Origin of the sequence: Arcobacter sp. CECT 8989 (assembly GCF_004116715.1) — a bacterium.
Lineage (GTDB): Bacteria > Campylobacterota > Campylobacteria > Campylobacterales > Arcobacteraceae > Halarcobacter.
Genome location: NZ_PDKE01000010.1, coordinates 75,949 through 91,050, shown reverse-complemented (window position 1 = coordinate 91,050; position 15,102 = coordinate 75,949). Strand labels below are relative to the sequence as shown.

At 28.1% G+C, this 15,102-nt stretch carries 12 protein-coding genes and 1 tRNA gene; 8 read left to right on the top strand and 5 right to left on the bottom strand.

Annotated elements, in window-relative coordinates; all coding sequences use genetic code 11:
- Entirely contained in the window at positions 1 to 1,431 is a 1,431-nt protein-coding gene (locus CRV02_RS10430) for a sensor domain-containing diguanylate cyclase (RefSeq protein ID WP_129090286.1), read from the top strand.
- On the opposite strand, the gene CRV02_RS10425 is transcribed toward CRV02_RS10430, so the two are convergent.
- Positions 1,413 to 2,423, bottom strand: a complete 1,011-nt coding sequence (locus tag CRV02_RS10425) for a GGDEF domain-containing protein (RefSeq protein WP_129090285.1) — start codon at positions 2,421 to 2,423, stop codon at positions 1,413 to 1,415. The genes CRV02_RS10430 and CRV02_RS10425 overlap by 19 nt on opposite strands.
- A 175-nt stretch (positions 2,424 to 2,598) precedes the next feature.
- Between CRV02_RS10425 and CRV02_RS10420 the strand changes: the two genes are divergently transcribed.
- The 4 genes from CRV02_RS10420 (at position 2,599) to katG (ending at position 8,444) form a co-directional block, all read left to right on the top strand.
- Positions 2,599 to 4,515, top strand: coding sequence for a TonB-dependent siderophore receptor (locus tag CRV02_RS10420; protein ID WP_129090284.1), 1,917 nt, complete (start codon positions 2,599 to 2,601; stop codon positions 4,513 to 4,515).
- Positions 4,512 to 4,973: a hypothetical protein gene (locus tag CRV02_RS10415; RefSeq protein ID WP_258239285.1), complete on the top strand. Its 462-nt coding sequence runs from the start codon at positions 4,512 to 4,514 to the stop codon at positions 4,971 to 4,973. The genes CRV02_RS10420 and CRV02_RS10415 overlap by 4 nt, the downstream gene beginning before the upstream one ends.
- Complete coding sequence (locus tag CRV02_RS10410; protein ID WP_129090283.1) at positions 4,970 to 6,133, top strand: GGDEF domain-containing protein; 1,164 nt, start codon at positions 4,970 to 4,972, stop codon at positions 6,131 to 6,133. Before CRV02_RS10415 ends, CRV02_RS10410 begins: the two co-directional genes overlap by 4 nt.
- A gap of 100 nt (positions 6,134 to 6,233) precedes the next feature.
- Positions 6,234 to 8,444 carry a catalase/peroxidase HPI gene (gene katG, locus CRV02_RS10405; RefSeq protein ID WP_129090282.1) on the top strand — a complete coding sequence of 737 codons (2,211 nt, stop codon included), beginning with the start codon at positions 6,234 to 6,236 and terminating at the stop codon, positions 8,442 to 8,444.
- 31 nt (positions 8,445 to 8,475) lie between these two features.
- Here the strand turns inward: katG and CRV02_RS10400 are convergent.
- Together CRV02_RS10400 and CRV02_RS10395 are read right to left on the bottom strand one after the other, a co-directional pair.
- A tRNA-Leu gene (locus CRV02_RS10400) sits at positions 8,476 to 8,560 on the bottom strand.
- 272 nt (positions 8,561 to 8,832) lie between these two features.
- Positions 8,833 to 9,147: a F0F1 ATP synthase subunit C gene (locus CRV02_RS10395; protein WP_079579822.1), complete on the bottom strand. Its 315-nt coding sequence runs from the start codon at positions 9,145 to 9,147 to the stop codon at positions 8,833 to 8,835.
- 208 nt (positions 9,148 to 9,355) lie between these two features.
- Between CRV02_RS10395 and CRV02_RS10390 the strand changes: the two genes are divergently transcribed.
- Positions 9,356 to 11,473, top strand: a complete 2,118-nt coding sequence (locus CRV02_RS10390) for a hypothetical protein (RefSeq protein WP_129090281.1) — start codon at positions 9,356 to 9,358, stop codon at positions 11,471 to 11,473.
- Between the two features lie 5 nt (positions 11,474 to 11,478).
- Here CRV02_RS10390 and CRV02_RS10385 read toward each other — a convergent pair whose 3' ends face one another.
- A complete protein-coding gene (locus tag CRV02_RS10385; RefSeq protein ID WP_129090280.1) occupies positions 11,479 to 12,174 on the bottom strand; it encodes a rhodanese-like domain-containing protein in 696 nt (231 codons plus the stop codon).
- An 86-nt stretch (positions 12,175 to 12,260) separates the two neighbouring features.
- Between CRV02_RS10385 and CRV02_RS10380 the strand changes: the two genes are divergently transcribed.
- A complete protein-coding gene (locus tag CRV02_RS10380) occupies positions 12,261 to 12,965 on the top strand; it encodes an SDR family NAD(P)-dependent oxidoreductase (protein ID WP_129090279.1) in 705 nt (234 codons plus the stop codon).
- 22 nt (positions 12,966 to 12,987) lie between these two features.
- On the opposite strand, the gene CRV02_RS10375 is transcribed toward CRV02_RS10380, so the two are convergent.
- On the bottom strand, positions 12,988 to 13,671 hold the full coding sequence (locus CRV02_RS10375) for a hypothetical protein (protein WP_129090278.1): 684 nt from the start codon (positions 13,669 to 13,671) through the stop codon (positions 12,988 to 12,990).
- A 130-nt stretch (positions 13,672 to 13,801) separates the two neighbouring features.
- Between CRV02_RS10375 and CRV02_RS10370 the strand changes: the two genes are divergently transcribed.
- A complete protein-coding gene (locus CRV02_RS10370) occupies positions 13,802 to 15,094 on the top strand; it encodes a dicarboxylate/amino acid:cation symporter (RefSeq protein ID WP_129090277.1) in 1,293 nt (430 codons plus the stop codon).
- Positions 15,095 to 15,102 lie beyond the last annotated feature (8 nt).

The window sequence follows — 15,102 nt, the reverse complement described above, 5'->3', positions numbered from 1 at the left end:
ATGAAATCAAAATATAAAGTAGTATTTTTAATCACAAGTTTATTAATTGTTTTATCAATTTCCATCTCTTTTTTAAACTATACAATCTCTTTTTCTTCTGTTCAGAAACAATTAAAGAGTCAAGTTTTACCTCTTTCTTTAGATAATATTTATTCTGATATTCAAAAATATATTATAAAACCACACTTACTCTCTTCTACTATGGCAAATAATAGTTTTTTAAAGGATTGGTTAAAAGAAGAACAAGATATATCTAAAATAAAAAAATATTTACTCACAACAAAAAAAGAGTATGCCTTATTTAATACTTTTCTTGTTTCTGCAAAAACAAAAAACTACTATTCACAAGAAGGTCTTTTAGAAGTTTTAAAAGAAGAAAACCCTTTAAATGAATGGTATTTTGATTTTATAAAAAGTGACAAAAAACATGAGATAAATTTAGATTTGAATAAATTTATGTCAAATAATTTAATTATGTTTATAAACTATAAAATCTTTGACGAGAACTCAAAGCTTCTAGGAGTAATTGGTGTTGCTCTTAAAACATCTTATATAAATGATATACTCAAAACATTTAGAACCCACAATCACTTTATTGTGAGTTTTTATAATAAAAATGGTGAAATTGTTCTATCAGAAAGAAATATAAACTATGACTATATATCATACGAAAAAGATAATATGGAGAGCTTTAAAGAGAAACTTTTAAGTAAAGAGTCTTCTATTATTGAGTATGAAAAAGATGGTGATACCTATCTTCTTAACTCTAGATATATTCCCGAACTAGATTTATATTTAACTGTTGAGGCAAATCTAAAAGATTTTACTTATAAGGTTACAAATGTCTTATACTTTAATATATTTGTTTCTTTATTAATTACATCTGTAATAGCATTTTTAGTTTATTTAATAATTAAAAACTATAGTAAAAAGTTAGAGTTTTTATCACATAATGATGCTTTAACTAAAATCTCAAATAGAAGAGATTTTGAGTTTAAGCTTAATACTCATTTTAATCTGATGAAAAGAAAAAGAAATGATATTTGTTTGATTTTTATAGATATAGATAACTTTAAAGAGATAAACGACAAATTAGGTCATCATGTTGGTGATAGAATCTTAGTTCAATTCTCAAAGATATTAAAATCAGAGATTAGAAAAACTGACTTATTAGCAAGATGGGGAGGAGAAGAGTTTCTTATTTCTCTTATTGATTCAAGTGTTTCTGATACTAAATTTTTAGCAGAAAAATTAAGAGTTCTTATTGAGAGTGATACAAAGTTAAATAAAATAGCTAAGACTCATGTAACAGCAAGTTTTGGTGTAACAAAACTAGAAGAAGATGATACGATAGATGAAGCTATATCAAGAGCTGATAAAGCTATGTATCTATCTAAAAATCATGGGAAAAATCAAGTTTCAATATTATAAGAGTTTTTATCAAGATAAGAGACTAAAACATTTTTACCTTCTTCTTTTGCTTTTGCTAAAGCATCGTAAGTTTTACTAAGCAAAGTGTCTAAGTTATCTTGTGGATTATCAATAGTTGAAAGCCCAATACTTGTAGTTATTTGAATTTTTTTACCTTCATACTCAAAGCTCATGTCTCTTGTCTCTTCAAGAAGTCTTTTTGCAAGAATTTGAGAGTCTTCTAGTGAAGTCATAGGTAGAAGTAAAATAAATTCTTCTCCACTATATCTTGCTAAGATATCCGAATCTCTAATACTAGTTTTTAATAAGTAAGCAAAATTTTTTATAATAGTATCTCCAAATGTATGAGAACAAGACTCATTAATATTTGATAGTCCATCAATATCTAATACCATAAATGTAAGGCAACTATCATATCTATGAGCTAAAGAGATAGCTTTATTTGCATGATCATTTAGGTATCTTCTATTTCCTACACCTGTTAAAGTATCATCAAAAGCTAAAGTTTTAAGTTTACTATTTGCACCTTCTAGTTCTTCACTTTTTTGAACTAAAAGAGAGTCAAGGTCTTGATTTAATTTTTCAAGTCGTTGTTTTGCAAGTTTTAATTCTGTAATCTCCCTTGAGATACCTATTACTCTTTTTTCTCCACTATCTTTATCATTTATTGGAATAATCATAGTGTTGTAATATCTATCTTCCCCATCAATACTTACAGTCTCTTCTTCCATGATAGGTTTGTTTTCTTCAAGACACTTTAAATACTTTTCTTCTAAAAAACAAGCATTTTCTTCACCTAAAAACTCTTTTAGTTTTTTGTTGATAATTTGTTCAGTTTGTCCAAGGTTTTGCATTTGTGATGGATTCATTTCTTCAGCAATAAAATCTCCATCTTTATCTAAAGTTGCTAGAAACATATTGTCTTTTGAATTGCTCCAAAAGTGCTCAAATAGGTCAAGTTTCCCTTTCTCTAATTTAGAAATTGTGTCCATTTATATTCTCTTTTTTAATTATTATTGATAATATTAACTTATAAATAATGAAAATAAAATTAAGTGTAACTTTCATTTTTATAAATTATTTTATTTATTTAGTGAATAAATTAATAATAAAAAAGGTTTTTTAAGGTAAAATAATTTTATTACAAATATCAGTATATGAGGTTTTATGAAAGTTTTCTTATTTATTATTTTTTTTACTGTTACAGTTTTTTCTCAAGAGCTAGATAATCTGTTAAAAGAGTATGAAAGTTCATCAAAAAACTCACTTGAAACACTAAATGAAAAAATGGGATATGTTCTTGTTTATACAAAAGAAGAACTTGAACTTATGCAATATAATAACTTAGCTGATGTTTTAAAAGAGATTCCATCAAGTAATTCAAATATAAATAGATTTGGTTTAAATACTATCTCTCTTTCTGGAAGTAAAACAGATGTAACAGGTTTTTTTAGATTATATATTAATGACCATGAAGTAAGCTCAATATATAATCAATCTCCTTCTTTAACTTGGCTTCAAATGCCTGTATCTATGATTGATCATATTGAAGTTTATTATGGTGAAGGTTCTTTTACTTTAGGTAATGAGACAGGAATACAGTTTATTAGAGTTTATACAAAAAGCGCAAAAAAAGAGAATGGAAATGAAATTAAAACAATTCATTCAAATAAAAACTCAAACTCTCAAAGTTTTACTCACTCTTCAATTTTAGAAAATGGGTGGGGATATCTATTACATTTTACAAATAACAATAATAATTCATATAAAGAAATAAATTTCCAACAAGTAGAGAATAATTTAGATTCTCAATACTTTTTCTTAAATTTGAACTCTCAAAGAACAAATATTGATATTGGGTATTCAAAGATAAAAAAAGATATCTTCACTGGCTATTCTTCTGATTTTGTTCCAAATGATGGAAAACTAAACTCAGACAACTTTTTTATTCATGCTAGTAGTTCTTTTTTAAGAGATAACTCTTTAAAAGCAACGCTTTCTTATGATATAAATAATTTTGAGTATGAAGAAGAAAATGACCAAGGTTTATTTATTGTTCCAAATGTTGATTTAACAAATCCTTTTCTTTCAACAAGTTATTTTAAAGAGGATTTAAAACTAGAAAAGATAAATGCTTCTTTATCTAAAGAGTTTAAAGTTGGTAAACATGAAATATTTACTGCTATAAGTTTAAAAGATAAAAAATATAAAGTTAAAAATAGAGAATCAAACTTAGATAAAAATATAGCACAATACAATGACTATGATGAAGAAAAAATATACTCTTTTATGATTCAAGATGATTATGAACTTTTTGATAATTTTCATTTAATAGGAAACTATAAAATTGATAAATACCACAGAGCAGGACAAGACTTAGATGATGAAACACAAAGTCTATACAGAGTAGGTGCTATTTATCTTCCAACTGATTATTTAGGTTTTAAATCCTTTTATACAAAAAGTTATATTCCTCCAACTTTTTATAATATAGATTTCAAAGATAAAAAACTTTCTACAATAAACACTCAAAAATATAAATATCATAATATTGAAGGGGTTTTAAGTTTAGGTAACTCAAAATTGAATATTGATTACTATAAAGTAAAGATAGATGACTTTGCATATCTTACTCCTATTGGATTTATTAATATTCAAGATCAAGTAAAAACAAGTGGAGTAATCTTTGATTATGAATATAAATTCGATAAGAACAATAAAATAAAACTAAATTATTATACAAGCAATTTAAATAGAAACTATACAAACTCAAATAGAGGTGGGTATTTGAAATATATGGGTAAATATCAAAATATTGATTATTTTGCCTCATTGATATATAAAAACTCATATGAATATTTAGATGTAGAAGTTGATGATAGTTATAACCTTAATCTAGGGTTTACTTACTATTATACAAAAAATCTAAGTTTTAGTTTAAAGGGTGAAAATCTTCTAAATAAACCAACTGCTTCATTATTTACAGCTACTTCTTTTTCTCCTATGAAAGGTTTAACTTCAGAACATATAGCATTAGACGACTATGAGAGAAAAGTATTATTTTCTATAAGGTGGCTGTTTTGATTAAAAAAATATTCACAGCCATTCTTTTTGTTAGTTTCTTAAATGCAAATAACTATACATATCTTTTAGATGAGTATCAAAAAGAGACAGAACTAGAAGCAAAAATTGTTTTAAAAATAGCAAAAGATATTTTAGGTTCTGTTCCTATTAATCTATATATTCCAAATATGAAAGAGCTTGACAATAAAGTATATTCATCTAAAGTAAAAATAGTAAGAACTTGCGAAAAAGCTAATTTTGTTTTTGTAAAATATAGTAAATCATTTCAATGCCAAAAAAATAAAAAACTTTTTGTTTTAACTAATAACTATAAACAACTATTATCAAACAATAGTTTTATAGGAGCATTTTTCTGGAGTAAAAGTAGACCAAATATTGTTTTAGTAAAAAATAGACTCACTAAAAAATCAATAGCTTTACCTAAAGAGTATGATAGATATATTGAGGACTTACAGTGAATACAAAGAGCATTTTCTTCAATAGATTCTTTTTAATTTTTCTTTCAATTTTTGTTTCTATTTCTCTTTTTCTTTTATTATCTGGAATAACAAAATTTGAGAAAAAGTTTGAAAATAAAGTTTTAGAAGTAGTAACTGCTGATATTATTGGGATTATTAAAAATACTGCAAACTCAATTACAAATAATCTTAATGGAAGTGAAAATTATGTTGAAACAATAAAAAAATCAGAAATGACTCAAATAAATTTAGAAAATAAACTATCTGTTCTTTTAACTGAAAATATTAAATATGCATACCTACTTTATAAAGATAAAAATAATGTGTTTAGGTTTTTAGCTGATGGAGCACCAGCTGAGCAAAAAGCATTTTTAAATCAAAAGTTTGATGTAGAGAGTGAAAAATGGTTTGATATTTACAAAACAAAAAAACCAATTTTATTAAAACAACCCTTGCTTCATCAACTTTCAATTACTTACTTAGAACCGATTTTAAAAGATGATAAAGTTGAACTTATACTTGTAATTGATTTTTCCATTGAAAAAACAAAAGATGTAAATGAGGTAATTACTTTAGTAAAAGATATTATTATCTCTATTAATATTGTAGTTGTAATATTTATCTTAATACTTCTTATTCAAACTATTAAATACTATATGGTTAAGAAAACTGCTTATGTTGATAAGCTTACAAATGTATATAATAGAAACTATCTTCAAGAAAATGAAGATAATATAAATCTTGAAGATTATATTTTAGTAGCAATTGATATTGACTACTTTAAAAAAGTTAATGACACTTTTGGGCATGATGCAGGTGACTTAGTATTAAAAGAGGTTGCAAAAACAATGCTTGGTTCAACACGTTCTAAAGAAGATATTGTAATTAGATATGGTGGAGAAGAGTTTATTATTTTAGCTAAAAAGCAACAAAGTGATGATATTAAAAGTCTTAGTGTAATAAAAAGAATTTATAAAAATATCCAAAGAAAAAAGTTTAGAAGCGCAAAAGGGGAAACTATTAGTGTAACCGTGTCTATTGGAGTTAATCTTCATCCCCATGAATCAAGAAATTTCAAAGAAGCATTTAAACTAGCTGATACAGCTTTGTATAAAGCAAAAAATGAAGGTCGAAATCAAATTCAAATCTATCAAAACTAAAAAATAATAAAAATCTCACTTAATAAGCTCTTTATAAAACTTTAGTAAAACTTAAATATAGGTTATTTTAAATCTAATAAATAATACTAAGGAGAATATTATGGGAGGAAAGTGTCCAATTACTGGCTTAGGTGGAAGTTCTGAAGTTGTAAATCCAGCAGCAGGAAACAAAGGAACATACAATAAAGATTGGTGGCCAAATCAACTTAACTTAAAAATTTTATCTCAACACTCAAATAAGGTAAATCCTTTAGGTGAAGAGTTTGATTATTCAAAAGAGTTTGAAAAACTTGATTACGAAGCATTAAAAAATGACTTAACAAATCTTATGACAGATTCTCAAGAGTGGTGGCCAGCTGATTATGGTCATTATGGTCCATTATTTATTAGAATGGCATGGCATAGTGCAGGTACATATAGAACAGGTGATGGAAGAGGTGGAGCTTCAACAGGAAGTCAAAGATTAGCACCTTTAAACTCTTGGCCTGATAATGGAAATCTTGATAAAGCACGAAGACTGCTTTGGCCTATAAAACAAAAATATGGAAATAAAATTTCATGGGCTGACCTTATGATTTTAGCAGGAAATGTTGCTTTAGAATCAATGGGCTTTAAAACATTTGGTTTTGCAGGTGGAAGAGTAGACGTTTGGGAACCTGAAGAAGATATTTATTGGGGAAATGAAGAAGAGTGGTTAGCAACAAGTGATAAAGAAAACAGTAGATATTCAGGTGATAGAGATTTAGAAAATCCTTTAGCAGCTGTGCAGATGGGATTAATTTATGTAAACCCAGAAGGACCTGATGGGGAACCAAATGTTTTAGAATCAGGAAAAGATATTAGAGAAACTTTTGCAAGAATGGCAATGGGTGATGAAGAGACTGTTGCCCTTGTTGCTGGTGGACATACCTTTGGTAAATGTCATGGAGCAGGGGATGCTTCAAATGTAGGACCAGAACCAGAAGCAGAAGGTTTAGTTGCTCAAGGTCTTGGGTGGTTAAGTAAATTTTTAAGTGGTAAAGGTGATGATACTATAACAAGTGGTATTGAAGGAGCATGGACAGCAAATCCTACTCAATGGGATAATGGTTATTTTGATGTATTATTTGGATATGAGTGGAACTTAGAAAAGTCTCCTGCAGGAGCTTGGCAATGGACTCCTGTAGACCCAAAAGAAGAACATTTAGCACCAGCAGCACATGATTCTAGTAAAAAAGTTAAAACAATTATGACAACAGCAGATATGGCTATGAGAATGGATCCAATTTATGGACCTATTTCAAAAAGATTCCATGAAAATCCAGAAGAGTTTGCAGATGCATTTGCAAGGGCTTGGTTTAAATTAACACATAGAGACTTAGGACCTAAATCTAAATATTTAGGTCCAGAAATACCAAATGAAGATTTAATTTGGCAAGACCCTGTTCCTGTAGCAAATTATGAAGCAATAAATGAAGAAGATATTCAGAGTCTAAAAAATGAGATATTTGATACAAATCTTTCTATTTCTCAATTAGTATATACAGCTTGGGCATCTGCTTCAACATATAGAGACTCTGATAAAAGAGGTGGTGCAAATGGTGCAAGAATAAGACTTGCTCCTCAAAAAGATTGGGAAGCTAATCAAGGAACACAAGTAGTAATTGAAAAACTTGAAAAGATACAATCTCAATTTAATAGTTCATCTTCAAGAAAAGTTTCACTTGCTGATTTAATAGTTCTAGCAGGTAGTGCAGCAGTTGAAAAAGCAGCAAAAGATGCAGGAGTTGATGTAACTGTACCTTTTAATGTTGGAAGAACAGATGCAACGCAAGAGCAAACTCATATTGACTCATTTTCTCATCTTGAGCCAATTGCTGATGGTTTTAGAAACTACCAAAAGAAGAAATATGCAGTTAGCCAAGAAGAATTACTTATAGATAAAGCTCAACTTTTAGGATTAACAGTTGTTGAAATGACTGCTTTAGTTGGTGGAATGAGAGTTTTAGGTGCAAACTATAATAACTCAGCAAAAGGTGTATTTACATATAGAAAAGAAGTTTTAACAAATGATTTCTTCATAAATCTTTTAGATATGGAAAATATTTGGAATAGCATAGATGATGAAGAACAAGAGTTTGAGTGTATAACAAGAAGTTCTACAAAAGTAAAATATACTGCAAGTAGAGTTGATTTAGTATTTGGTTCAAATTCTCAGTTAAGAGCAATTGCTGAAGTTTATGCACAAGAGGATGCAAAAGAGAAGTTTGTAAATGACTTTGTATCAGCTTGGGTAAAAGTTATGGACGCAGATAGATTTGATATAAAATAAAAAGTAAAAGGCTTTGCCTTTTGCTTTATCATGGTGCGACCGATGGGACTTGAACCCATACACCCTAGGGCACTACCTCCTCAAGATAGCGTGTCTACCAATTTCACCACGGTCGCAATTTTAAAAGTGAAATTATAGCTTGTTCATCTTATAAATTTTCTTAACTAATTATTTTTTTGTATTCTTTAGAGTTTTATTAGAAGTTTTCTATTTTAAGAGATAATATTTTTGAGTAAATTATATCTAAATATATTAGAATGGTAACAAAAATGATTAGTTTATAAACTTTATAATAAATTTATTATTGGAGAGAAAAAAAGAGCAAAAAAAAAGGCCAAGAAAAAAACTCTTGACCTTTTTAAGTTATCAGTTCTGTAGTAAGTACTGATTACCCTAAGAATGGGTTTGCATATAATGCGATCATCGCAATAACTAATGCATAAATAACTTGTGCTTCGATCATCGCTAATGCAATGAACATAGTAGTCATTAATTTTCCACCTAAACCTGGGTTTCTAGCAGTACCAGCGATTGTTGCAGCAGCAGTGTTACCCATACCGATAGCACCACCAAGTGCAGCAAGACCAAGTCCGATACCTGCAGCAACTACAGAGTAAGCTTTTAAAGTTTCGTTTGCAACTGCACCATCAGCAGCGAATGCAGCACCAGCAATAGCTAGCATTAAAAGAACGATTTTTTTCATTCTAGATTCCTTATAATATTTTTTGTTTTCAAAGTCCGTTCGGCTTGCGTATCCCTACTTATCACTTTGATTGGCAAGATTTTATCTCAATGAACTTTAAAGTTACATTAGAAAAAGCTTATTTCTAAGAAAAAAATTACAAAAAATAAATAATAAAAAGTTCAATTTGATTGGAGTATAATAGAGCTTTATTAATAAGGAATCAAATATGAAGAAACTCTTTTTCTCTCTTACTCTAATTATAGTTTTAACAATTGGTGCTATATATGGGGTATTATTTACATCACCAGGTAACTCATTTGTTGCTTCAATTATTGAAGATAAAGTAAATGAAGGGCAAAAAGATGTCAATCTAAAAGTAAACAATTTTGTTCTAACTATGGATAAAATTGTATTTAAAGCAACTATTGATGACAACTCAGAAATAAATGTTTTTGGTGCTTTAAATATTTTTGCTAAAAGTATTGACGTAAACTATAATATAAATATAAAAGATTTATCAAAACTTCAAAACATAACAAAACAAAAACTTAATGGCTCTTTTTCTACAAAAGGTATAGTAAGAGGAGATGAGGCTTTTGCAGAAGTTATTGGAGAGAGTTTAGTTGCTTCTGGTAAAACTGATTATGATATAAAACTTGAAAAATTCCAACCTAAAAAAATATTATTTGAAATGACAAATGTAAGAGTTGATGAACTTTTATATATGTTAAATCAACCAAAATATGCAACAGGACTTTTAAATATTGATGCAAATATTAAAAATGCAGATATAAATAATCTTGATGGTATCGTAAATACTTCTGTTTCAAATGGTATTTTAAATACTCTTGCAATACAGCCAAAAGCAAATAAAAAGGCCTATGCTCCTATAACTTTTAGTTCTAAAACTCATACTCAGCTTTCAAGTGAAACTGCATCTTCTCAAGTTGATTTTGATAGTACAATTGCAAGTTTAAATATTAAAAAAGCTGATTATAATTTAAAAGAAAACTCTTTAGTAAGTGATTATAAACTTTTTGTTAAGAGTTTATCTAAGTTAGAACCTTTAATTAATCAAAGATTAAATGGTAACTTTACAGCTACTGGTGATGTTAAGTTTCAAAACAATAATTTAGATTTATCAGGTTCTACGGATATTTTTAAATCAAATACTACATATAAAGTAACTACTAAAAACAATAAACCTGAATCAGTAAAACTAAATATGAACGATGCCCAACTAGCATATGTTTTAAATTTAGTTGACCAACCTAAATTTGCAACAGGTCTTTTAAATATTGATGCAGATATTAAAAATACAGACTTAAATAATCTTGATGGTAAGGTTATTACAACAGTTGTAAATGGTTTAGTAAATAATAGTATTGTAAATAAAGAGTTTGAACAAAAATTAAAAGATAAAATCAACTTTGATGCTGTAATTGATACTTCTCTAGAAAAAACTTTAGCTAGTTCAATTGTTGATGTAAACAGTACTTTAGCAAATGTTGATATGAAAAAAGCAATTTACAATCTAAAAGATTTAGTATTTACAAGTGACTATTTACTAACAGTAGCAGACCTTAGTAAACTTAAAGATGTAACTGGTCAAAAAATGAGAGGAAATCTAAGTTTAACAGGAAATATCAAACAAGCTAAGGATGAGTTAAATGTAGATGGTCAAACAAAACTATTTGGTGGAGATATTAACTTTAACCTTGTAAATGATAACTTCACTGCGAAAATAGATAGGGTTGAAGTTAAAGATTTAACTCACATGATGTATTATCCTGAAATTTTTACTTCTAAATCAAATATCGATGTAAACTATAATACAACTTCTAAAATTGGTAATATCAAAGGAAGTTTAATAAACGGACAATTTATTCAAAATGAATTCTCAAATATTATCAATACTTTTGCTAAGTTTGATATTACAAAAGAGATTTATAAAACAGTAGATATTGATAGTAAAATAAATAAAGATATTATAAATACAATTGTAAATATGGAAAGTCAATATACTACAATCAAAGTTCCAAGTAGTACATTAAATACAAAAGCAAATACAATTAATGCATTAGTAAAAACAAAAATCAAAAAGTATGACTTTGATACAAAGGTTAAAGGGAATCTATCTAATCCTAAAGTTAGTGTAGATACAAGTAAGTTTGTAAAAGATAAACTGAAAAATAAAGTAAAAGAGAAGTTAGAAGAAAAATTAAAAGACTCTATTTTAAAAGATCTTTTCAATAAAGCTCCAATTCCTCAAGACCAAATAAAAAAGCCAGCATCAAATGAAGAGATAGCTAGAGCTTTTAAAGAGATGTTTGGTCAAAACTAAATATTCTATTTTAATTCATCTGTAAGAGGTAGGGAAACTCCTACCCATGCAGCAACTCCTCCTCTATACCAAAGAATCTTTTCTTTTGGAAATCCTATTTTTATAAGTGTCTTTATAGCTCTTGGTGACTGAGCACACCATGAACCATTACAAAAGAATAGAGCAGTTTTAGCATGGGTAAAATCATAGTTGTTTTTATCTTCTATTTTTATCCCTAAAAGTTTAAAGGCTCTTTCATATTCAAGTTCAAAATCTTCATCATACTCTAACTCATCATATGGAATATTTACAGCACTTGGAATGGTTCCTTTGTTAAACCAATCCTTTGTTCTACTATCTACTAAAATAAAGTTTTCAGGTTTTTTACTAGATTTATTTTCAATAAACTCTAATACTTCAAGTTCTGCAAATGTTTTGATATCTTTATGTAAAAAAAGAGGTTGAATTGTTCCTTTTGTAGTAATAAAAGTCTTTTTGCACTTTTTGTGAACTTTTGATGAAGCTAGATTTTCACTTTGAAAAGTTTCTACATCCACGGCAAGATTTAAACACTCTTTGTAGTTTTGTCTTTCGATTGTATAGTTTTCTTTTTTACCATTTGAGTAGGTATGTTCTACTTTTACACCTTTAAGAGGTAGCATAATAGGATTTATTGCATATGAATAAATAGAAAGAAAAAATACAAGAATAAGCTTTTTCATAAAGAACTCCTAAATTTATTTTATTGTAAGCTAATAGCTAAATAATATCTATATTTAATTTAAAGAAATAATTACAAGGATAAACTATGTCTAAAAGAGTATTAGTAACTGGTGGAAATAAAGGAATAGGGCTAAAGGTTGTAGAAAAGTTTTTAGAGCTTGATTACGAAGTTATTACACTAGCTAGAAACTATGATAACTTTCCATATAAAGATAATGAAAAAGTAAAAACTATAGAGTATGATTTATCTGATGTAGATGGACTAAGTGCTTTAGTTAAAGAAGTAGGGGATATTGATATTTTGATTAACAATGCAGGTTATATGCAACCAAAATATACTTACAATAACTATCCAAAAGAAGCAAAAGAGCATATTATGAATGTTGACTTACATGCTCCTGTTGAACTTATGAACTTATTTAGTGAAGGTATGAAGAAAAAAGGTTATGGAAGAATAGTAAATACAGCTTCAATCGCAGGACAAATAGGTCACCCTGATGTTTGGTATGGGATTGCAAAAGCAGGGCTTATAAATGCTACAAAAATTTATGCTAAGCTTTTAGGAAGTGATGGTATTACTGTAAATTGTGTTGCTCCAAGTGCAGCTGAAACAGATATGCAAAAAGATAATGATGAAGCTAGAAAAGCTGCATTTAAAGCAGCTGTGGTAACAAATAGATTTGCAGAACCTGAAGAAGTAGCAGCAGCTATTTTTTGGTTAGCAACTGATTGTCCAGAGTATATAAATGGAATTACAATTGATATAAACAATTGCTTTTATCCAAGATAGGTTTAAAACCTATCTTTGGAAATTAGATTTTTTCAACCTTTGCATTTACTCCAATAACTTTATATTTAAAGCCATATCCATAATCTACATCTGTATTGATTGTTCCAGTAACTTTTATCTTGTCACCTTTTTTTACTTTTTCATCTTCATTTGTTGACCTAAAGATGATTGCATTATTATTGTTTTGGATTTTTATCCAAGTATTTCCCATAACTTTATTTGATACTTGAATCACTTCTCCTTCTAAAGTTACATTTTTATTTTTAAATTTTTTAATATCTTTTTGAATAGTTGCAATATCAGTTTTAATAGCTTTTTCTTTTGAGATAGTTATATCATCAAATTTTGGATTAGGTTTTTTCATAGCTTGTCCATGAATTCCATGTACATTGTCAACTCCATGAATAGCCTTTTTTTGACCTTCAATCTCACCAAATAAAACTTTATCAAAAGTTTTTTCTAGTGTTTTACTTTTAAAGTTTGTCATCCATGTTGACTCTTTAAGGGTTACTTTGTCTCCTACTTTTACATCTGTTTTAGGGATTGCTGCCCAAATCTCTTCATCTTGTTTTTTTACTTTAATATAAATATATGCACCAGAGTCTTGTAACTCTAAAACTTCACCTTTGTGTAGTTTTCCTGCTGCAAGTAAACTACTTGCTAAAAAAAGTGTTCCAATACATGCATGTGATAATTTTTTAATCATTTTAGTCCTTTTAACTGAATAGTTATTCATGAAATTTTATCAGAAAAAGAGTTTTAATTTATTGATATAGGTCATTAAAATAAGTTTATGTATAATAGATAATTATTTTAGATATAAAAGGCAAGTATTTATGTTGAAAAAACTTTGGTTTCAAGTTCTTCTTGGAATGATATTTGGAGTTGTTTTAGGTCTTATACTTTCTCCTAGTGCTTTTGCATTAGTACCAGAACATATTGCACTGAATATTGCACCTTGGGTTGCATTAGTAGGAAATATTTTTTTAGCTTTAATAAAAATGGTTGTAATTCCACTTGTTATGAGTTCAATAATTTTAGGAATAACAAGTTCTCAAGATATAGATACTTTAAAGAATCTAGGAATAAAAATTGCCCCATATTTTGTTTTCACTACTATGGTTGCTGTTACTATAGGAATTATTATTTCATATATAATTATGCCAGGTGATTTTGTATCAAAAGAGATATTAAATACTATTTCAACAGCAACTGTTGCTATTAAAGAAGTTACTACATTTAATGAAATATCTTTACCTGATTTAATTGTTGGACTGATACCTGTAAATACAGCACAGGCAAATTTAGATGGAAATATTTTAGCCTTTGTGATTTTAGCAATTTTTGTAGGAATAGCTTTAATGAATATGAAAGATGAAGACTCTAAACCTATGCTGGACTTAGCAAAATCTTTTCAAGCATTTTCTATGACAATTGTTCAATGGGCTATGAAACTAGCTCCTTATGCAGTATTTGGTTTGTTATGTAGTATTACTATCAAAATAGGATTTGATGCAATCTTCTCTATGTCAATGTATGTATTTACAGTATTACTTGGACTTTTTTCTCTTTTATGTTTTTATTTGATTATTGTTTATAGTGTAGGGAAAGTAAAACCATTAGACTTTTTAAGCCGAATCAGAGAAGTTCAGCTTATGGCTTTTTCTACTTCTTCATCAGCTGCTGTTATGCCTTTGTCTATGAAAACAGCAGAAGAACAACTAAATATACCAACTCCAATATCAAAATTTGTAATACCTCTTGGAGCTACAATTAATATGGATGGAACTGCAATTTATCAAGTTATAGCAGCACTATTTTTAACACAGCTTTTTGGAGTTGAGTTATCATTAGTTGAAGTCGTTGTTTTAGCTCTTACTACAGTTGGGGCTTCAATTGGAGCTCCAAGTACTCCTGGTGTTGGTATTGTAATCTTAGCAACTATTTTACAAGGAATTGGTGTGCCAGTTGAAGGAATAGCTTTAATTTTAGGAGTTGATAGAATTTTAGATATGTGTAGAACAACTATAAATGTTACTGGAGACTTAACTGCATCTATTGTGATGAGAAGGTTGACGGACTACAATCCTGTAGGAACTAAGATATCTAAAGATTTAAAATCTGCATAAATCTTTAG

Coding starts and splice junctions, on each gene's coding strand:
- katG (WP_129090282.1), top strand. CDS start 6,234: ATGGGAGGAAAGTGTCCAATTACTGGCTTAGGTGGAAGTTCTGAAGTT.
- CRV02_RS10380 (WP_129090279.1), top strand. CDS start 12,261: ATGTCTAAAAGAGTATTAGTAACTGGTGGAAATAAAGGAATAGGGCTA.
- CRV02_RS10370 (WP_129090277.1), top strand. CDS start 13,802: ATGTTGAAAAAACTTTGGTTTCAAGTTCTTCTTGGAATGATATTTGGA.
- CRV02_RS10390 (WP_129090281.1), top strand. CDS start 9,356: ATGAAGAAACTCTTTTTCTCTCTTACTCTAATTATAGTTTTAACAATT.
- CRV02_RS10430 (WP_129090286.1), top strand. CDS start 1: ATGAAATCAAAATATAAAGTAGTATTTTTAATCACAAGTTTATTAATT.
- CRV02_RS10385 (WP_129090280.1), bottom strand. CDS start 12,174: ATGAAAAAGCTTATTCTTGTATTTTTTCTTTCTATTTATTCATATGCA.
- CRV02_RS10375 (WP_129090278.1), bottom strand. CDS start 13,671: ATGATTAAAAAATTATCACATGCATGTATTGGAACACTTTTTTTAGCA.
- CRV02_RS10425 (WP_129090285.1), bottom strand. CDS start 2,423: ATGGACACAATTTCTAAATTAGAGAAAGGGAAACTTGACCTATTTGAG.
- CRV02_RS10395 (WP_079579822.1), bottom strand. CDS start 9,147: ATGAAAAAAATCGTTCTTTTAATGCTAGCTATTGCTGGTGCTGCATTC.
- CRV02_RS10420 (WP_129090284.1), top strand. CDS start 2,599: ATGAAAGTTTTCTTATTTATTATTTTTTTTACTGTTACAGTTTTTTCT.